Source organism: Pseudomonadota bacterium (assembly GCA_013285445.1).
Lineage (GTDB): Bacteria > Pseudomonadota > Gammaproteobacteria > Xanthomonadales > Wenzhouxiangellaceae > Wenzhouxiangella.
In genome coordinates, this window is record CP053448.1 from 193,113 (window position 1) to 211,412 (window position 18,300).

The 18,300-nt window shown below is 66.6% G+C and carries 13 protein-coding genes and 2 riboswitches; of the genes, 6 read left to right on the forward strand and 7 right to left on the reverse strand.

Translation table 11 applies throughout. The annotated features are described in order from the left end of the window. Nucleotides 1–84: 84 nt before the first annotated feature. The gene (locus HND55_01035) at nucleotides 85–1,545 is read right to left on the reverse strand and encodes a DUF853 family protein (GenBank protein QKK01351.1); all 1,461 of its coding nucleotides are present in this window, start codon (nucleotides 1,543–1,545) and stop codon (nucleotides 85–87) included. A 285-nt stretch (nucleotides 1,546–1,830) separates the two neighbouring features. On the opposite strand from HND55_01035, the gene HND55_01040 reads away from it, so the two are divergent. Next, complete coding sequence (locus HND55_01040; protein QKK01352.1) at nucleotides 1,831–2,991, forward strand: DUF819 family protein; 1,161 nt, start codon at nucleotides 1,831–1,833, stop codon at nucleotides 2,989–2,991. A 141-nt stretch (nucleotides 2,992–3,132) separates the two neighbouring features. Here the strand turns inward: HND55_01040 and HND55_01045 are convergent, their stop codons facing one another. The 3 genes from HND55_01045 to HND55_01055 form a co-directional block, all read right to left on the reverse strand. Next, nucleotides 3,133–4,212, reverse strand: a complete 1,080-nt coding sequence (locus HND55_01045; GenBank protein ID QKK01353.1) for a hypothetical protein — start codon at nucleotides 4,210–4,212, stop codon at nucleotides 3,133–3,135. 2 nt (nucleotides 4,213–4,214) lie between these two features. Then, nucleotides 4,215–5,267: a DUF2891 domain-containing protein gene (locus HND55_01050; protein ID QKK03940.1), complete on the reverse strand. Its 1,053-nt coding sequence runs from the start codon at nucleotides 5,265–5,267 to the stop codon at nucleotides 4,215–4,217. Nucleotides 5,268–5,435: 168 nt separating this feature from the next. Beyond that, nucleotides 5,436–5,645 carry a cold-shock protein gene (locus tag HND55_01055; protein QKK01354.1) on the reverse strand — a complete coding sequence of 70 codons (210 nt, stop codon included), beginning with the start codon at nucleotides 5,643–5,645 and terminating at the stop codon, nucleotides 5,436–5,438. A gap of 370 nt (nucleotides 5,646–6,015) precedes the next feature. Between HND55_01055 and HND55_01060 the strand changes: the two genes are divergently transcribed. Continuing rightward, nucleotides 6,016–6,279, forward strand: a complete 264-nt coding sequence (locus tag HND55_01060; protein QKK01355.1) for an RNA-binding protein — start codon at nucleotides 6,016–6,018, stop codon at nucleotides 6,277–6,279. 140 nt (nucleotides 6,280–6,419) lie between these two features. Here the strand turns inward: HND55_01060 and cysK are convergent, their stop codons facing one another. Beyond that, the gene (gene cysK / locus HND55_01065) at nucleotides 6,420–7,382 is read right to left on the reverse strand and encodes a cysteine synthase A (GenBank protein ID QKK01356.1); all 963 of its coding nucleotides are present in this window, start codon (nucleotides 7,380–7,382) and stop codon (nucleotides 6,420–6,422) included. A gap of 32 nt (nucleotides 7,383–7,414) precedes the next feature. After that, nucleotides 7,415–8,872 (reverse strand): uroporphyrinogen-III C-methyltransferase, encoded by a 1,458-nt coding sequence (cobA, locus tag HND55_01070; GenBank protein ID QKK01357.1) that lies wholly within the window; start codon nucleotides 8,870–8,872, stop codon nucleotides 7,415–7,417. A gap of 201 nt (nucleotides 8,873–9,073) precedes the next feature. On the opposite strand from cobA, the gene HND55_01075 reads away from it, so the two are divergent. From HND55_01075 to HND55_01090, 4 genes are all read left to right on the forward strand, one after another. Beyond that, nucleotides 9,074–10,870, forward strand: a complete 1,797-nt coding sequence (locus HND55_01075) for a hypothetical protein (protein ID QKK01358.1) — start codon at nucleotides 9,074–9,076, stop codon at nucleotides 10,868–10,870. Further along, nucleotides 10,870–12,555, forward strand: coding sequence for an assimilatory sulfite reductase (NADPH) hemoprotein subunit (gene cysI, locus HND55_01080; GenBank protein QKK01359.1), 1,686 nt, complete (start codon nucleotides 10,870–10,872; stop codon nucleotides 12,553–12,555). The genes HND55_01075 and cysI overlap by 1 nt, the downstream gene beginning before the upstream one ends. Then, a complete protein-coding gene (locus HND55_01085) occupies nucleotides 12,552–13,286 on the forward strand; it encodes a phosphoadenylyl-sulfate reductase (protein QKK01360.1) in 735 nt (244 codons plus the stop codon). Before cysI ends, HND55_01085 begins: the two co-directional genes overlap by 4 nt. Nucleotides 13,287–13,362: 76 nt before the next feature. Beyond that, nucleotides 13,363–16,854, forward strand: a complete 3,492-nt coding sequence (locus tag HND55_01090) for a DUF11 domain-containing protein (GenBank protein QKK01361.1) — start codon at nucleotides 13,363–13,365, stop codon at nucleotides 16,852–16,854. Nucleotides 16,855–16,875: 21 nt separating this feature from the next. Here the strand turns inward: HND55_01090 and HND55_01095 are convergent, their stop codons facing one another. Next, entirely contained in the window at nucleotides 16,876–17,883 is a 1,008-nt protein-coding gene (locus tag HND55_01095) for a LysR family transcriptional regulator (GenBank protein ID QKK01362.1), read from the reverse strand. Nucleotides 17,884–17,944: 61 nt separating this feature from the next. Then, a riboswitch (SAM riboswitch) is annotated at nucleotides 17,945–18,020 on the reverse strand. 120 nt (nucleotides 18,021–18,140) lie between these two features. Further along, nucleotides 18,141–18,258, forward strand: a riboswitch (SAM riboswitch). The last annotated feature ends 42 nt before the right edge of the window (nucleotides 18,259–18,300 follow it).

Consider the following 18,300-nt stretch of genomic DNA (forward strand, 5'->3'; position numbering starts at 1 on the left):
GCCGAAACTATGCGAACTCAATCACATCTTTGCAGCCTATCCTGCCCGCTTGCCGCGGCCAATAGGCCATTGGTCACGTTTCGGCTAGCCGCGCTTGAACAGCACCCCGAACAGGCCGCGCGAGATCTGTCGTCCCAGGCTGCTGCCGATGGTCCGCACGGTCGATTTGAGAAACGCTTCCGCGGCGCTCTGGCGGTTACTCGAGCGTTTGCGACCGGCCGGCCTGGACGCTCCTTTGGCCTTGGCTTCAGCCGCCGCCTTCGCAGCCGCTTCAGCCTGGGCCTTGAGCATTTCATGGGCGGACTCACGGTCAACCGGTTCATCGTAGCGGTCGCCGACCGGGCTGCGGTTGCGTGCGGCAGCGCGTTCCTCGTCGCTGATCACGCCCATGCGACAGCGCGGCGGGGCGATGAGGGTCCGCTGCACAGGCTGGGGGATACCCTTGTCGCCCAGGGTCGAGACCAGCGCCTCGCCCACGCCCAGCGTGGTGATGGCTTCGACCACGTCAATGCCGGGGTTGGGCACGAAGGTCTCGGCCGCCGTGCGCACCGCCTTGCGGTCGCGGGGCGTGTAGGCGCGCAGCGCATGCTGCACGCGGTTGCCGAGCTGGCCGAGGATCTCGCCCGGCACGTCGTCGGGGTTCTGCGAGCAGAAATACACGCCCACGCCCTTGGAGCGGATCAGGCGCACCACCTGCTCGACGCGCTGGCGCAGCGCCGGCGGACAATCGTCGAACAGCAAGTGGGCCTCGTCGAAGAAGAACACCAGGCGCGGACGATCCTGATCACCAACCTCCGGCAGTTCCTCGAACAGCTCCGAGAGCAGCCACAGCAGGAAGGTCGAGTACAGGCGGGGCCTGAGAATCAGCGACTCGGCCGACATGATGTTGATGATGCCGCGCCCCGACAGGTCGGTGCGCATCAGGTCGCCGAGCCTGAGCGCCGGTTCGCCGAAGAACTGCGCGCCGCCAGCATCCTCGAGCGCCAGAAGACGCCGCTGAATGGCGCCAATGCTGGCGGTGTTGACCAGCCCGAATTCGGCGCTGACCGTCTGGCGGTTTTCGGCCACATGGGCCAGCAGGGCGCGCAGGTCCTTCAGGTCGATCAGCAGCAGACCGGCCTCGTCGGCGACGCGGAAGACCACGTTGAGCACGCCCTGCTGGGTGTCGTTGAGCTCGAGCATGCGGGCCAGCAGAACCGGACCGATCTCGGTCACGGTGGTGCGCACCGGATGCCCGGCTTGGCCCCACAGGTCCCAGAACACCACCGGGCTGGCTTCCTGGCGGTAGTCACCGATGCCGATCCTTTCCACCCGCTCGGTGATGCGCTCGTGCGGTGTGCCGGCCGCAGCCAGGCCGGCCACGTCACCCTTGGCGTCGGCCATGAACACCGGCACCCCCAGGCGCGAGAATCCTTCGGCAAGCACCAGCAGGGTGACGGTCTTGCCGGTGCCGGTTGCCCCGGCAACCAGGCCATGACGGTTGGCGTAACGGCCACGCAGAAAAACCTGTGAATCGGCGCCGCCGAGGAGGATGTCGTTGTTCATTCAGTCGTCGCTTTAAGGCCCAGCCCGAAACGGGATTGCTCATCATGGCCAAATCGGGGCAAGCCTTCAAGCGTTGCGCGGCAGGTGATGGGCAGATTTCAGGCGGCTTGTGAGCCTGCCATGAGGCTCGGCCTCGCTTTGCACGGGTCGCGGCAATCGACAGAACCCCCGGCTCGATAGTATCTTCGGCGACAGATCCTGCCTGAAGTCCGGAGGCCGGCATACAGCCGAGCGGTTGCTGCGCTGGGTTCAGACGGAGCTGATCGACACTACGGAGAGGGAACGATGATTGAAACACCAATGGCGGTTCTTGCCGTACTGGCTGGCGTGGCCGCCCTGTTTTTCTATCTTGAACAGAAGACGGGCTGGACCCTATTCAACTACTTTCCGCCGCTTTTGTTCATCTACGCCACGCCGGTGGTGCTCAACAATATCGGCGTCATTCCGTCCGACTCGCCGGTCTACGGGGGGTTGAGCGACTACGCCCTGCCGGTGTTCATCGCCCTGATGCTGTTCAACGTCAACGTGCCCTCGGCGGTGCGCATCATGGGCAAGGGGGTGCTGGTCATGCTGCTGGGCACCGTCGGCATCGTCGTCGGCGGCGTCGTCTCCTACGCCATCGTGCACAGCGGCCTCGATCCACTGGCCTGGAAGGGCTACGGGGCGCTGGCCGGCAGCTGGATCGGCGGCACCGGCAACATGGCCGGCGTCGCCGGTGCGCTTGACACGCCGCCGGAAATGCTCGGACTGGCGGTGCTGGCCGACAACCTCGTTTACGTGGTCTGGCTGCCGATCCTGCTCGGCTCCAAGGCATTCGCCGATCGCTTCAACCGCTGGGCCAGGGTGCCGCCCGAGCGGATCGAGCGTATGGAAACGGCCGCTGCGGCCGAGACGCGCAGGGAAACCGTGCCGCGCATGCAGGACTATCTCTACTTGCTGTTCTGGGCGCTTTTCGTGGCCGCCGCCGCGAAGCTGATCGCGCCACTGTTGCCCGAAGTGGGCGAGGTGCTCACCACCTCGACCTGGACCGTGCTGCTGGTGACCACCTTCGCTCTGGCCCTGTCGGCCACGCCGGTGCGGGGTGTGCCCGGCTCGCATGCCCTGGCCATGGCCATCATCTACGTGTTCGTCGCCGGCATGGGCGCGCGGGCCTCCCTGGCCGGCTTCGACCAGGCACCGCTGTTCTTGCTCGGCGCCTATATCTGGATTTTCATCCACGGTGCGTTCTGCCTGTTCGGCGCCTGGCTGTTCCGCGTCGACGTCCACTCGGCCGCAATTGCCTCGGCCGCCAACGTCGGCGGCGCGGCGTCGGCTCCCGTCGTGGCCGCCTACCATCGCGAGGCCCTGGTGCCGGTCGCCATCCTGATGGCCCTGATCGGCTATGCGCTGGGCAACTACCTGGCCATCCTGACCGCGCAGCTTTGCCAGTGGGTTGGCGCCCTGTAGAAAGCGGATGCAGATGGCTTGTCTGGCCGAGGGAAGGGCCATCGCGATCAACAGCGCCGCCGCCTCCGAGGGCTTCCGGCCGCCGTTCCCGGGCGACGGGGGTTTGCCGCGCCGTCGCGGCGCGCGGCCGGATGGCGCCGTTTACTTCGGCGATGCTGACTTGAAGGCGTAGAGTTTCTCGGCATAGCCCTTACGCTCTTCAACGTCGCTGTGCCGGACGGCCTGCACGAGGTAGCGCTTTGCGGCGCTGCGTTCACCCATACGGTCGAGCACACGCGCCAGCCGGGCATACATCAGCGCATCGGGCCGTTCGCTCAGCTGCACTGCTTGCCAGTAATGCTCGCGTGCTTGCTCGTATGCCCCGAGACTCTCGTGAAAGTGACCCAGCTCCAGCTGAAACCACGGATCCTGCGCACGCAGCCGGCTCACTCGCTGTCGATAGGCGGCCGCCGACTCGGTCCGGCCCTGACCCTGCAGCAGCCCGATCAGGTTGAGCAGCGCGTTGATGTTGTCGTCATCCATGGCCAGTACACGCTCGAAAGCGGCCTCTGCGGCTGACGGGTCTCCGAGCTTGCGTTCAATGACGCCCAGCGTGTTGATGGCGGCGGGCAGATCGGGGTCCAGCGCCAGTGCCTGCTCAATCCACAGGCGGGCAAGCCGGGCCTGCCCTTCGGTCAACAGTTCCGCGGCGCGATTGTTGTAGAAGTGCGCCAGTGCACGCGCGTCGCTGATGCGCTGGCCGCGAAAACTCGCAGCCAGCCGCTGTGCCCGCATCAGGTCCGGCTCGAAGTCCACCGTGGCCCTGCGGCCTCCGCCCTCGACACCCACGTTGACATGGCCGATGGAAAACACGATGGTGCCGTCCCGCCGCCGCGATTCCGGAACCCTGACCTCGCGCGGAAACGCGTTCAGGCCGGCCTCGCGCGCCATGGCGAGGAACAGCAGCGTGAAACTCAGACAATTGCCCCGGCCAGCTGACCAGGTCCCGGCGGCGTTGCGCGTGGGCAGGTCCTGATAGTCAAAGCCCAGGCCGGACTCCAGAAACATGTATTCGGTCAGCCGGTCGATACGCGCGGCCGGGGATGCCGTCGCTGCCACGATATCGCGCTCGATTCTGGCGGCCAGCTCGGGCGGCAGCGCCATGACTGTTTCCGGCGCCGGCGGCAGCGCCTCGCCAAGAATAATGCCCAGCCAGGCGACGGGTGCAATCAGCCAGTCCATGACTATTGTGACCCTGGCAGGCCCCGACGGGTTTCAAGATAGACCGCAAAGCTGGCCAGCCAGTGACCGCCGGCATAGTGGGCGTCGGTGACGCCGGCAAGCCCGGCCTCCGCATGCTCACGCACAGCCGAGGCAAGCGCTTGATGGCGCAAATCGCTCGCCGGCAGACCGGAGGCAATGCCCTCAAGCATCCAGGCACGCGACAGGTTGAGCCCGTCGATATGCGAGAGCTTGCCGTCGGCGCGATCGGTGACCACCGCGACCGGCAGCCAGTCGTCCTCGCCGATGGCGGGCAGGAAGCCCTCGAGCCAGTCGGCGAAGGCCCCGGGGGTCATGACCCGGCGCATGAAATCGGCTTCGGCCAGGCACGGCGACAGAAAGTCGTGGCCTGACGGCTCGTAGTCGAGCGGACAGTCGCGGTCGCTGGAATAGAAGCGCTCGGCGGCGTCGTCCAGGACGGCGACCAGGTCGTCGTTGCCGACCTGCCGGGCATAGTCGTGCGCCAGACCGAAGGCGAAGGCGGTCTGGTCGTGTTCGCCGATGCGGATCGGATAGTGCAGCTTCGGAATCCACTCGGAAAGCCGTTCGACGGCAATGGTCTCAAGCGGCCGCAGCCACGCGCGCCACTGGCTGGCCTGCGCGTCATTCCACTGATCGAGCTCGGTGACGAGCTGCAGCAGCCAGGCCAGGCCGTAGGGGCGCTCGAAGCCGGCGCGGTCGGGATGGCTGACGTAGGCGGCCTCGGCGAGCAGGTGCTCGCGCGTGAGGTTGGCACCAAGTTTCTCCCGGGCGGTTTCGGTGAATGCGGCGTCGGGGAACAGCCGCGCCAGTCGCGCCAGCAGCCAGTGGCCGTGGACCGCCGAGTGCCAGTCGAAGCAGCCGTAGAACCCCGGCGTGAGCTGGCGCGGCGGTGCGACATCGTCATCGCCGGAAAGCACGTGATGGATCAGGTTGGGGTATTCCCGATCAACGCAGTCCAGCGCCAGCGCGGCGAAGCGGCCGGCGGTCCCGACAGTGAGCTCACGCGGTGACTGTGCCTGGCTGGTGTCTGTCATCAGCAAGGCCAGCAGACCGCAAACCGGGGCAACTGCAAGACGGGCAAAGTGAGACATGGCGGCTCCAGTTGTTCGATCATGTCGAAAGGGTAGCGCAAAACCGGGTCCCTGAATGCAAGGAACCCCGCCGAGGCGGGGTTCCTGGACACACGCTCTAAGAGCGTCTGCCTAGAGGGTCACGACATTGGCCGCCTGCGGACCCTTGGGCCCGTTGGTGACGTCAAAGCTGACCTTGGCGCCTTCGGCCAGGGACTTGAAGCCCGAGCCGGTCAGGGCGCTGAAGTGAACGAACACATCGGCGCCGCCGCCATCCTGGGAGATGAAGCCAAATCCTTTTGCGTCATTGAACCACTTTACGGTTCCGGTGTTGCTGGACATGATGTCTTTATACCTTTTCAAACGTAAATGAGCAGGGCGCGGCCACACGGCCGTTCCCGGTGATGCTGTAGATCCAGAATGGTGGAAAATGAGGGTAAACGGGAAGGAATACTTCAGTTTCGACCACTGCCTTGTTCCGCAGCGCCGCCCACTATACAGGCTTCCATCTCAAAAGGGTAGCTTTTTGTGCCTGCCGGTCTTGCAACTGGGACCGACTGCACCCACGATAGGGGGACACCGGCCCCGATGGCGCCGGTCGCGCACCCAAGCTTTCCGACGGCACTGCAACTGCCCATCGCCCGCGCCGCGTCATCCGATGACCTGGCGGAGATGTCCGTCACCCATGTTCGGCCCGGAGGCCGCCACCGATATGAAAACCCTGTTTGTCCGCAATATTCATCCCGAAACGCGCGAAAAGGATCTGCGCGAGCTGTTCTCCCGCCACGGCACCGTACGCGGTCTCAAGCTGCCGATGGATATCTTTACCCGTCGCTGCAAGGGTGTGGCGATGATCGACATGGAAGGCCACGAAGCGCGTGCCGCACTGGCCGGTCTTGACGGCGCCATGCTCAACGGCCAGCAGATTCAGGTCCGTGAGGAACGCCCGCGTGGCAAGCGCGGCGGCCGTCGTTAGTCTGCCCGGACTGGAGGCTCTCGTCCAGATAGTGACAGGCTGACTGGCGGATCCGTGACTCGCGACTGCGGTTATGCGATACGGCGATGCCGGGCCCTTGTGAACTCCACCATACAGATAGCCGACCGGCCCTGCCGGCGTCAGCGTCCGGTGTGCTCGGCCAGCCACTCGTCGTCGGAGCCCTCGTGGATGTCCTCGAACAGGAAGGTTGAGATGTAGCGTTCGCCGGTATCCGGCAGCATGGCCAGAATGGACGCACCCGACTCGGCGCTCACCGCAGTTTTAAGCGCCGCGGCCACGGTGCCTCCGCCGGAGATACCGGTCAGAATGCCCTCTCTGCTGGCCAGCGCCAGGGCAGTGTCGCGGGCTTCCTCGTCGGTGACGGTCACGATCCGGTCGGCAATGTCGACCTTGAGCACCTTGGGCAGAAAGTCCGGGGTCCAGCCCTGGATCTTGTGCGACTGCCACGGCTTGCCGGCCATCAGAGAAGCCTGCTCCGGCTCGGTCGCGATGATGCGGATATCCGGCCGGGCCAGTTTGAGCATTTCGCCGGCGCCGGTCAGCGTGCCGCCGGTGCCCCAGCCGGACACGAAGTAGTCCAGCCGGCGACCAGCGAAATCGCGCAGGATTTCCGGGCCGGTCGTGTTGCGGTGGTAGGCCGGGTTGGCCTCGTTCTCGAACTGTCGGGCCAGGAACCAGCCGTTCTTTTCGGCCAGTTCGGCGGCTTTTTCGACCATGCCGGTGCCGCGCTTTTCCGCCGGCGTGAGGATCAGCTTGGCGCCGAGGGCGCGCATCAGCTTGCGCCGCTCGACCGAGAAGGTCTCGACCATCACGGCGACAAAGGGATAGCCCTTGGCCGCGCACACCATGGCCAGCGCAATGCCGGTGTTGCCGGAGGTGGCCTCGACCACCGTCTGGCCCTTCTTGAGTGAACCGCTGCGTTCGGCGTCCTCGATGATGCCGATGGCCAGTCGGTCCTTGACCGATGAGAGGGGGTTGAAGAACTCGGCCTTGACGTAGAAATCCACATGCGCCGGGGCCAGCCGGTTGATGCGGATCACCGGCGTGCGGCCGATGGTCTCTAGGATGTTGTCGTGGATCATGATCGAATCGCTCCGCGTGAGTGAGTTGCCGTTCAGGCCAGTGCCGCCGCGCTCGGTGCTTGACTGGCGCTCAGTTGCAGTGGCTTGTCACCGTACCATCCGAGTCTGACGGCCAGTGCCGCCACCTCGCCGACGAATAACATGGCCGGCGCCTTGATGGCGTGAGCATCGGCCAGCGCCTCCAGCTCGCCCAGCCGGCCGACGGCCACGCGCTGACCGGCGCGCGTGCCGTTTTCGACCAGCGCCACCGGCGTGTCCGGCGAGCGGCCGTGGGCAATCAGTCTGGACTCGGTGACGCCGAGCCGCGATACGGCCATGTAGAAGGCCAGCGTCTGGTAGTCGGCGGCCAGCGCCGGCCAGTCGAGGCAGTCGATCGAGCGCTCGCAGTGGGCGGTGATCAGACGCACCGACTGGGCCATGCCGCGCTGGGTCAGCGGCAGTCCGGCATAGGCGGCGCAGGCGGCCGCGGCAGTGACCGCCGGCACCACGTCGTAGTCGACATCATGGGCGCGCAGCCAGGCCAGTTCTTCGCCGCCGCGGCCGAAGATCATCGGATCGCCGCCTTTCAGGCGCACCACCCGGCGGCCGGCGCGCGCCTGCTCGACAAGTATGCGGTGGATCTCGTCCTGACTGACGCGGCAGTTTCCGGGGCGCTTGGACACGTCGATCAGTTCGGCATCGCGGCGCGCGTAGTCGAGAATGCGGGCATCGACCAGCCCGTCGTGGACGATGACATCGGCCGACTGAATGCGCTCAAGCGCTCGCAGCGTGACCAGTTCGGGCTCGCCGGGACCGGCGCCGACCAGGCTGACCCGCCCGGGCAGCGCCATCTCGTCGGCGTCCAGCGCCTGTCCGATCTGCACCCGGGCCGCCGCCTCGCGCCCGGCGGCGACGGCGTCGGCAGGCGGGCCGGTCAGCACCCAGTCGAGAAACTGCCGTCGCCGCGCCACCTCCGGCAGCCGGCGGCGGATGCGCTGCTGCAGTTCGCCGACCAGGGCTGCCAGCCGGCCGAGGCTGCGCGGCAAGAGCTGCTCGATGCGGCTGCGGATCATGCGCGCCAGCTCCGGCGCCTGCCCCGCCGAACCGATGGCAATGGTCAGCGGGGCGCGATCGACGACCGCCGGCACGATGGCCGACGAGGCCGCGAGCTGGTCGACCACGTTGATCAGCACATCGTTGGCCTCGGCCCAGTCGCGAGCGCGATCGCGCGTGGCCGCATCGGCCTCGGCCACCAGGATCAGGATATGGCCGGGCAGATGGGTCGAGTCGAGCGACCGGCCCAGCCAGCGGATGCGGCCGGCGTCGGCCAGCGCCTGCAGGCCGTCATCGAGCGCATCGGCGACCACATCGACCCCGGCGCCGGCGCGCAGCAGGCGGCCGATCTTGCGGCCGGCGATCGCGCCGCCGCCGATGACCAGCACGCGCCGCCCGTGCAGATCCACGAACAGCGGAAAGAAGGCCGACTCGGATTGAATGGCGGCTTGCGACATGCCGACAGACTAATGACGGCATGCGAAAAGCGGAAATATTTCGTGGTCAGGGCCTTATGCACATTGGTTATATCAGGCCTTACCCAAAGCACTGACACGCCCGACCCATACGGATCGGCATAAGCGTATAACCATCAAATCGTTCCGTTGCGCGCCGTCGCTGGCTAGGCTGACGGTTCGTTTGCAACAGGATCGAATCCGATGGCGCTGTCGCCGGCCCGTCAGCAGGAAATCGAAACGCAGCTCGGCGCGTTGAGCGAATCGCTGGCGCCCGACGAACTGCTGTGGGCCTCCGGCTACATGGCCGGACTGGCCGCGGCCGATGGCCCGGCTGACGCGACTTCCGCGCTGCCGGCCGCCGGCGAGATCCTTGCCGTCTGGTACGCAACCGAAACCGGCAACGCCCGCGGCGTGGCCGAGCGCCTGGCTGACGCTGCCCGGGAAATCGGTTACGCCGTCGAGCTGGCCAGCCTGGCCGACGTGCCGCCGCGCCGGATCGGCAAGGTCGATCTGTTGATGCTGGTCGTGGCCACCCACGGCGAGGGCGATCCGCCCGAGGGCACGGAAGCCTTCTTCGAGTATCTGGCCTCCGATCGGGCGCCGCAGCTCGATGCGCTGCGCTACGCGGTGTTCGCGCTCGGCGATTCCTCGTATCCGGACTTCTGCCAGGTCGGTCGCGATGTCGATGCGCGTCTGCAATCGCTCGGCGCCCAGCGCCTGCTCGATCGGATCGACAGCGACGTCGATATCGAAACCCACGAGGATCCCTGGCGTGCCAGGGTCCTGGACAAGATCGCGCCGCTGTTCGGCAACGAAGCTGGCGAATCAGCTCACATCGGGCCGCGTCTCCATGTGGTGCGTGAGGACAAAGCGGCACCGGCCCGGCATGACCGGCGAAATCCTTTTCATGCCGAGGTTCTGGGCGTGTCGCCGCTGACGGTAGCCCCATCGAACAAACGCGTCGCCCACGTCGCGCTGCTGCTCGAAGGCAGTGGCCTGGCCTACCAGCCCGGCGCCGCCCTCGGGGTGTGGCCGACCAACGACGCCCGGCTGGTCGACGAGATTCTCGAGCTGACCGGCGCCGATGCCGGGGCGGTGGTCGAACGCGACGGGCAGTCGCTGCCGCTTTCGACCTGGCTGAGCGAACGTCTGGAACTGACCCAGGTGGTGCGGCCCTTCCTCGAAGCCTGGGCGGAGCAGTCGCGGGCGCGCGAGCTGGCCGAACTGCTCGACGACCGCGAGCGGCTGCAGGCATTCGTAACCCAGCGCCAGGTCGCCGACATCATCCGTGCCTATCCGGTCACCGGCATCGAACCGGCCACCCTGGTCGGCGCGCTGCGGGGCATCGCCCCGCGGCTGTATTCGATTGCCTCCAGCCCGCTGGTCGCCGACGACGAGGTCCACCTGACCGTCAAGCTCGAAGGCGGCGCGCGCGACGGACTGCTGCGCGCCGGCGCGGCGTCCTGGCAGCTCGTCGAGCGGCTCGCGCCCGGCGACACGCTGCCGGTCTACATCGAGCCGAACGACCGTTTCTGTCTGCCCGCCGACGGCGACCGGCCGATCATCATGATCGGGCCGGGCACCGGCGTGGCACCGTTCCGCGCCTTCGTCGGCCATCGCCAGGCGCTCGGTCACAGCGGGCGCAACTGGCTGCTCTTCGGCGAGCAGCATCGGCGCACCGACTTTCTCTATCAGCTTGACTGGCAGCGTTTCCTGAAAGAAGGCGCGCTCGATCGCCTGTCGGTCGCCTTCTCGCGCGACCCGGCGAGCAGGATCTACGTGCAGCACCGCATTCGGGAGCAAGGCCGCGAACTCTATGCCTGGATCGAAGACGGCGCACACGTCTACGTATGCGGCAGTGGTCGGGGCATGGCCGCCGATGTTCACAGCGCGCTGGTCGAGGTCATCGCAGAGCATGCCGGCCGGACGCCCGAGGCCGCCGGGGAGGTGCTTACGCAGATGAAGCATGATCGCCGCTATCAGAGGGATGTCTACTGATGATCAGCCGGCTCGATATCGAACGGCTCAAGGCCGACAGCCGCGGGCTGCGCGGCACGCTGAAGGAGAGTCTGCAGGATCCGGCCACCGGGGCGGTCGCCGAGGCCGACACGGCGCTGACCAAGTTTCACGGTCTGTATCAGCAAGATGACCGCGAGCGCCGCGCCGGGCGTCGCCAGGCCCGCCTGGAGCCGCTCTACCAGTTCATGCTCCGGCTGCGAATTCCGGGCGGCGTGGTCAGCCGGGACCAGTGGCGAGCGCTCGACGCCGTCGCCGGCGAGATCGCCAATGGCACGATCCGGCTGACCACCCGGCAGACGGTGCAGTTCCACGGTGTGGCCAAGGAGAATTTGCGCACGCTAATGCGGCGCATCGATTCGGTCGGCCTCGACTCGATGGCCGCCTGCGGCGACGTCAATCGCAACGTCATGTGCCACATCCAGCCCGAGGCCGGACCAATACACGAGCAGACGCTGGTCTGGGCGCGCCGGATCAGCGCCCATCTGCTGCCAGGAACCCGCGCCTGGCGCGAGATCTGGATCGACGGCGAGCGAGTTGAGCCGGCCGGCATTTTCGAGGTCGAACCGCTCTACGGGACGACCTACCTGCCGCGCAAGTTCAAGATCGGTATCGCCCTGCCGCCGGTCAACGACATCGACGTGTTCAGCCAGGATCTCGGCTTCATCGCCATCGCCCAAGACGACCGGCTCGAAGGGTTCAACGTGGTTGCCGGCGGCGGCATGGGCTGCACACCGGGCGAGCCAGAGACCTATCCGCGCCTCGGCAACGTCATCGGTTTCGTCCGGTCCGCCGACCTGATCAGCGTCGCCGAGGCGGTGGCGACCATCCAGCGCGATTTTGGCGACCGCGGCCAACGCAGGCACGCGCGCTTCAAATACACCCTGGAGCAGATGGGTATTGACCACTTCCGGCGCGAGCTTGAATGGCGCGCCCGCACGCGCCTCGAACCGGCCCGGGCCTTCGTGTTCGAGCACAATGGTGATCGCTACGGCTGGATCGCCCAGCGCGACGGCCGCTGGCAGCTGACCATGTTTGTCGAGAACGGCCGTCTGTTGCCGGATCACCGTGCCGCGCTCGGCGAAATCATCGAGCGCCATGCCGGCGACGTGCGCCTGACGCCGAACCAGAATCTCGTCATCACCGGTGTGGCGGGCCAGCAGCGCGCAGCCGTCGATGCGCAGATCGCGCAGGCCGGGCTCGGCCACGCCCGGCGCTCGTCGATCCGGATCCACTCGATGGCCTGTGTGGCGCTGCCGACCTGCGGCCTGGCCATGGCCGAAGCCGAACGCTATCTGCCGGATCTGATCACGCTCATCGAGGAATTGGCCATCAAGCACGGGCTTGGCGACCAGCCGATCACCGTGCGCATGTCCGGTTGCCCAAACGGCTGCTCGCGGCCCTATCTGGCCGAAATCGGCCTGGTCGGACGCGCCATTGGCCGCTACAACCTGTACCTCGGGGCGGCCTTCGACGGATCGCGACTGAACCGGCTCTATCTCGACAACGCCGACGAGGCGGCCATTCTGGCCGAAATCGATGCCTTGTTCGCGCGCTACGGCGCCGAACGGGGGCCCGGTGAGGCGTTTGGCGATTTCCTGGTGCGTGCCGGCATCATCGAGGCCGTCGAGCACGGCAGTCAGGTCAACCGTCCCGGCCGGCCATGACCGCGCCGGCACCGAGCCCGTGCCACAGGCCGGTCGATCTGGCCAGGGTCAACCGGACCCTGGCCGCGCTCGATGCCCGTGATCGCATCGCCTGGGCCCTGGAGTGCCTGCCGGGCGGCCACGTGCTCTCGTCGAGCTTCGGGGTGCAGGCCGCGCTGATGCTGCACCTGGTCGGCGAGGTCGCACCGGGCCTGCCGGTGATTTTCATCGATACCGGCTATCACTTTGCCGAGACCTACCGCTTCGTCGACAAACTCAGCGAACGGCTGGAAGTGAACCTGAAGGTGTACCGCCCACGGCTGTCGGCCGCCTGGCAGGAAGCGCGCCATGGCCGGCGCTGGGAGCAGGGGCGTGACGGCCTGGAGCGCTACAACCGCGACAGCAAGGTCGAACCAATGCAGCGCGCCCTCGGCGAGCTGCGCGCCGGCACGTGGCTGTCCGGACTGCGGCGCAGCCAGTCGGCAACGCGCGCGCAGCTCGATTTCGTGACGCGGCAGTGGCGCTGCATCAAGGTCCATCCGGTTGCAGACTGGTCCGACCGCGACGTCCACGCCTATCTGACCCGACACGCGCTGCCCTACCATCCGCTGCGCGAACGCGGTTATGTCAGTATCGGCGACTGGCACACGACGCGTTCCCTCAGCGAGGTCGACAGCGAGGACCAGGCACGCTTTTTCGGACTGATGCGTGAATGTGGTCTGCACCGACAGACCGGGCGACACTCACGGTAGAGCAGAGAAACCCCGGCGTCATATCCGGCCGCTACAATGCCGGCCGTTCCGATTCGCCACCTTCAGGAAGCCCTTGATGCGCGCAAACCCCGTGAGATTGTTGCCGTTCGTTGCCGCGGCGCTGCTGCTGGCCGGCCTCCAGGCCCGGGCCGGCTCCACGATACCCTGGTTCAGCGAAGACTTCGCCGCCTTCGAAGGCAGCGGTTTTTCGGCGACGCCAGGCGCCGGCCAGCTCGACTCCGCCCGCTGGCGCGCGCTCGGCCTGTCCGACGGCGACGGCAGTTTCGGGGGGCAGCATGATTCAGGCGACTTCGCCCGTGGCGCTTCGCCCGGAGGCGTGACCACGGGCGGTGTCTATGCCTTTGATGTTGGCAGCGCGACCCTGCTTGGCGTGCAGCCGGCCGGCTCGGACTTCACGCCCGGCAGCTTCGGTCTGCGGCTGGAGAACACCAGCGGTGCGTTTGTCGACGCCGTCGAGCTGAGTTACCGTATCGGCGTCTACAACGACCAGGGACGCGCCAACTCGCTCGAGCTTGCCTGGTCGACCGATGATTCGGCCTATACTGCGGTGAGCGCGCTGGACTACACCACCCCCGGGGCCGCCGATGCCAGCCCGGCCTGGCAGCTCATCGATCGTTCGACCATGCTGACCGGTCTGGGTCTGGACCCGGGCGATACGCTCTACCTGCGCTGGCAAAGCGATGACGTCAGCGGTGGCGGCAGTCGCGATGAGCTTGGCATCACCGGGATCGAGGTCGATATCATCCAGGCGCCGGCCGTGTCCATCGCCAAGTCCGGCCCCGAATTCGCAACGGATGGCGACAGCCTGAGCTTCGAGTTGGTCGTGTCCAATCTGGACGGCAGCGCACCTCTGACCAACCTCGTCGTGACCGATGAACTGCCTGCAGGCCTGGTGTATGTCTCCGATACCAGCGGCACGACGCCGACCGAGCCACAGCCCGGTACCCTGGTCTGGTCGCTGGCCGACCTGGCCGCCGGCGGCAGCGTTTCCTTCACGCTCGTGGCCAGCGTCAGCGCCGGTACCGCACCGGCGAGTCTGGTCAACCAGGCCGAAGTGACCGCAGAGCTCAACGGGTCTCCGGTCGATGATCAGGCCGACTGGTCGGTTGACGTCTACGAGCTGGTATCGATTTTCGACATTCAGACCGTCGCCGATCCCTCGGCCGATGACGGCTCGCCGCTGCTGGGAAGCACGGTATTCGTCGACGGGGTGGTAACGGCGGCGCCCGGCGAAATCGAGGGTCCGGGCGTGGCGGTGATCCAGGATGGCCTGGGCGGACCCTACAGCGGTCTGGTCGTCAACGCCGATTTTTCGGCGCTGTCGGTGGCGCGCGGCGATGAGCTGCGGGTGCTCGGCGAGGTGATCGAACCATTCGGACTGACCCGGATTGCCGGGCTGGCCGTCGAGGTGCGCGGCTCGCCCGGACCCCTGGCGCCGGCCCCGCTGACGACGGCCGATTTTCCGGATGCGCTGCCGGCCGCGTCAGAACCCTGGGAAGGCGTATTGCTGGCGTTTACCGATGTCGAGGTCACCGGTCTGCCGGGCTTCGGGGAGTGGCTGTTCGACGACGGCAGCGGTCCGGCACGCGCTGACGATGCCGGCAGCATCACCGTCACGCCGCAGGTCGGCGATCAATACGCCTTTTTGCGCGGGATCGGCTGGTATTCCTTTGACAACTACAAGATCCAGCCGCGCAGCAATGCCGACATCGATTTCGTGCCCGAGCTCCGCGACATCCACGAGATCCAGGGCGAAGGACTGCGCTCGCCCTTTGCGCCGGTCTCGGGCAACGACCCCGGGACGGTCGTGCGTACCGAGCACAATATCGTGACGGCACTGGCCGGTAACGGGTTCTTCATCCAGATGCCCGACGACCGCGATTCCAGCGACCTGCCGCTGGCCTCTCGTGGGCTGTTCGTGTTCACCGGCTCGGCGCCGGCCGTGGCCGTGGGTGACCAAGTGCACGTCACCGGCGCGGTCGCCGAGTTCCATGACTTCAGCCAGATCGCCAATCCCGATTCGGTTGAGGTGATCGCCAGCGGCCAGCCCCTGCCGCTGCCCGTGGTTTACGACGCCAACACGCCATCGCCGGACCCGGCGGTCCCGAGCTGCGGAATCAACAACTTCGAGTGTTTCGAGGGCATGCGGATCAGCGTCCCCGGCGGCCTGATCACGGCGCCCAATCAGCGATTCGGCTCCGATCCGGTCGCCGAGGCGTTCCTCACCGCCACCGGCATGCGCGCTGTGCGCGGCCCAGGTGTCGCCTATCCGGGTCTCGGCGCCGCCTGTCCGACCTGCCCGGTGTGGTCCGGCGCCCCGGAGGTCTTCGAGATCGACTTCGATCGCCTTGGTCTGACCAACCCCACCGTCGCCGCCGGCACCACTGTTTCGGCCACCGGCGTGCTCGGGTTCGAATTCAGCGGCTACGAGCTGTGGCCGACCGACTACGCCCTGGGTGCCGCGCCAGCGCTGCCGGTGGCCGCACCCCAGGCAGGGGTCGATGAACTCAGCATCGGATCGCTCAACGCGCTGGATCTGTTCGATAGCCAGCTGGACGGACCGCGGCCGATTCCGGCCTGCGGCGCCGGTTACATCGCCAATGATCGCGAGGTGCTCTCGCCGGCCGAATACGCCACCAAGCTCGACAAGCTGGCCGCCACGATTGTCGAGGCGCTCAACGCCCCCGACGTGCTGGCGCTGCAGGAAGTCGAGAGCGAGTCGACGCTGCAGGATCTGGCCGACCAGGTCGGGATCCTGACGGCCGGCGCTCTCGTCTACACGCCCTATCTGCTGCCGGGCAACGATCGTGGCAACATCAACAATGGATTCCTGGTCAACACCGATCGGGTCGCGGTCGACGCCGTAACCCAGCTTGGCGCCGATGAATGCCTGAGCTTGGACGACACGCCGCTGCATGATCGTCCGCCGCTGCTGCTGGAGGCGCGCTTCATTGCCGGTGGCGACAGCTGGCCGTTCGTGGTCATGAACAATCACCTGCGCTCGCTCGGCGGCATCGACTCGAGTGCGCGCACCCGTCTGAAGCGTCACGAGCAGGCCCAGTCGGTGGCCGCCAGCGTTCAGGCCCTGCAGCAGGCCGATCCGCTGCTGCCGATCGTGCTTGTCGGCGACAAGAACGCGTTCCAGTTCTCCGACGGGTATGTCGACGTGATCGGGCTGATTCGCGGCCTTGCCAATCCCGCTGAGAACTTCGTCAACATCGAAAACGCCGGCACGCCCGGATTCGATCCGGACAATCGGGTCAGCCCGCCGCTGGTCAGCCCGCTTGACTCGCTGCCGGCCGGGCAGCGCTATTCGTTCATCTTCCGCGGCGTCTCCCAGGTGCTCGACCATGCCCTGCTCAGTCGTGCCGCGAGCTGGTATTTCAGTGATTTCGGCTACATGCGCGGCAATGCCGACTACTGGGTCGGGTTTGGCGATGACGACAGCACCCTGGCGCGTTCGTCCGATCATGACGGTCTGGTGGTGGTGCTCGCGCCCGGTCGGGATATCGACTCAGTCTTCGCCGACCGCTTCAGGGCGCCCTGAACGATCGGCCAGCGATCCGGTTCAGCCGGATTGCCGGCCTGACCCGGCCGGTCCGGTCAGCAGCGGCAGCTCGACTCCGGCCAGTCGACGGTGGATATCGGCCTGGGGCTGCCGGCGGCACAGGTCGTCGAGCAGCCCGTCGTCGAGATGTGGTGCAAGCAGCCTGATGAAGTTACAGTGATAGCGCTTGAGTAGCAGGTCCTCGGGGAAGCCCAGCCAGGTCGTCAGACGCGCAAACAGGTCCGATGCGTCGACGGCCACGAGGTCGTCGTCGGCATCCGGCTCGACCGCCATGCTGGCCAGCACGCCGACCCCCAGCCCCATCCGAACATAGGTCTTGATGATATCGGCATCACGTGCGGTAAAGGCGATGCGCGGGGTCAGGCCATGCTCGGTGAAGGCGCTCATCAGCGATGACTCGGGCCGGTCGCTGAACAGATAGGTCACCAGCGGGTAGCGGGCCAGCGCCTCGAGATCCGGCGATTCCGCCGCCGCCAGCGGATGGTCTTCCGGCACCAGAATGACGCGGTCCCACTGATAGATGGGTAGCGTCACCAGCGTGGTGAACGCATCGGACCGGCCTGACAACAGCGCGAACTCCACCTGGCGTTCGGCGATCATCCGGCCAATCTGCTCGGAGGTGCCCTGATGGAGATGAAAGTCGACATCGGGGAACTGACGGCGGAAAGCATCGATCACCTGCGGCAGCACGTAGCGCGCCTGGGTCTGCGTGGTGGCCAACCGGATTTCGCCAGCCTGCTCGCCGCGCAGATCGCCGGCCATGGCTTTCATGTGCTCGACTTCCCTGAGCACGCGCTCGGCCCGTGCCGCGATTTGCTCGCCGGCCGGCGTCAGCGATTCGAGCCGCTTGCCGCGGCGCACGAACAGCTTCAGTCCGAGCTCGTCCTCGAGCAGGCGGATCTGTTTGCTCACCCCGGGCTGCGAAGTGAACAGGGCTTCGGCCGCGGCTGTGATGTTGAGGCCGCTGTTGATCACGGCGACCAGAAAACGGAGCTGCTGCAGTTTCATGGCATCGTCCCGAGTGCATGCGGGGCCGATCGAGCCGGTGCGGGGGTCAGGACAAAAGAGGAAGGCGGCAAGGCCGACCGCTTTAGCTGAACTTTTAAAGCGCCCGCAAGCTGGCTCAAATCGGCGCTGCGCCCAACTATCCTCAACCCCGGCATCAATGTCAAGCGCCTGTGCCGGCTTCTGTGAGCGCTGGCCAGTCGGGATATAACGAAAACTTCGTTGTCCCTGGCGCGCGATGACGTTAGGGTAATGCGCAAAGCTCATCAAGACCGGCTGAGGGACAGGCCCTTTGACGCCGGGGCAACCAGCAAACCCGTTTTGCCAGGTGCCAATTCCTGCGGCGGAACCCGATCGGTTCCGGCCGAGAGATGAGTGTCCCTCCTGCCCCGGCTGATTGCGCCCGGGTTCCGGGCGACA

Coding starts and splice junctions, on each gene's coding strand:
- HND55_01050 (QKK03940.1), bottom strand. CDS start 5,267: ATGACAGACACCAGCCAGGCACAGTCACCGCGTGAGCTCACTGTCGGG.
- HND55_01045 (QKK01353.1), bottom strand. CDS start 4,212: ATGGACTGGCTGATTGCACCCGTCGCCTGGCTGGGCATTATTCTTGGC.
- HND55_01055 (QKK01354.1), bottom strand. CDS start 5,645: ATGTCCAGCAACACCGGAACCGTAAAGTGGTTCAATGACGCAAAAGGA.
- cobA (QKK01357.1), bottom strand. CDS start 8,872: ATGTCGCAAGCCGCCATTCAATCCGAGTCGGCCTTCTTTCCGCTGTTC.
- HND55_01075 (QKK01358.1), top strand. CDS start 9,074: ATGGCGCTGTCGCCGGCCCGTCAGCAGGAAATCGAAACGCAGCTCGGC.
- HND55_01090 (QKK01361.1), top strand. CDS start 13,363: ATGCGCGCAAACCCCGTGAGATTGTTGCCGTTCGTTGCCGCGGCGCTG.
- HND55_01085 (QKK01360.1), top strand. CDS start 12,552: ATGACCGCGCCGGCACCGAGCCCGTGCCACAGGCCGGTCGATCTGGCC.
- HND55_01035 (QKK01351.1), bottom strand. CDS start 1,545: ATGAACAACGACATCCTCCTCGGCGGCGCCGATTCACAGGTTTTTCTG.
- HND55_01095 (QKK01362.1), bottom strand. CDS start 17,883: ATGAAACTGCAGCAGCTCCGTTTTCTGGTCGCCGTGATCAACAGCGGC.
- HND55_01060 (QKK01355.1), top strand. CDS start 6,016: ATGAAAACCCTGTTTGTCCGCAATATTCATCCCGAAACGCGCGAAAAG.
- cysI (QKK01359.1), top strand. CDS start 10,870: ATGATCAGCCGGCTCGATATCGAACGGCTCAAGGCCGACAGCCGCGGG.
- cysK (QKK01356.1), bottom strand. CDS start 7,382: ATGATCCACGACAACATCCTAGAGACCATCGGCCGCACGCCGGTGATC.
- HND55_01040 (QKK01352.1), top strand. CDS start 1,831: ATGATTGAAACACCAATGGCGGTTCTTGCCGTACTGGCTGGCGTGGCC.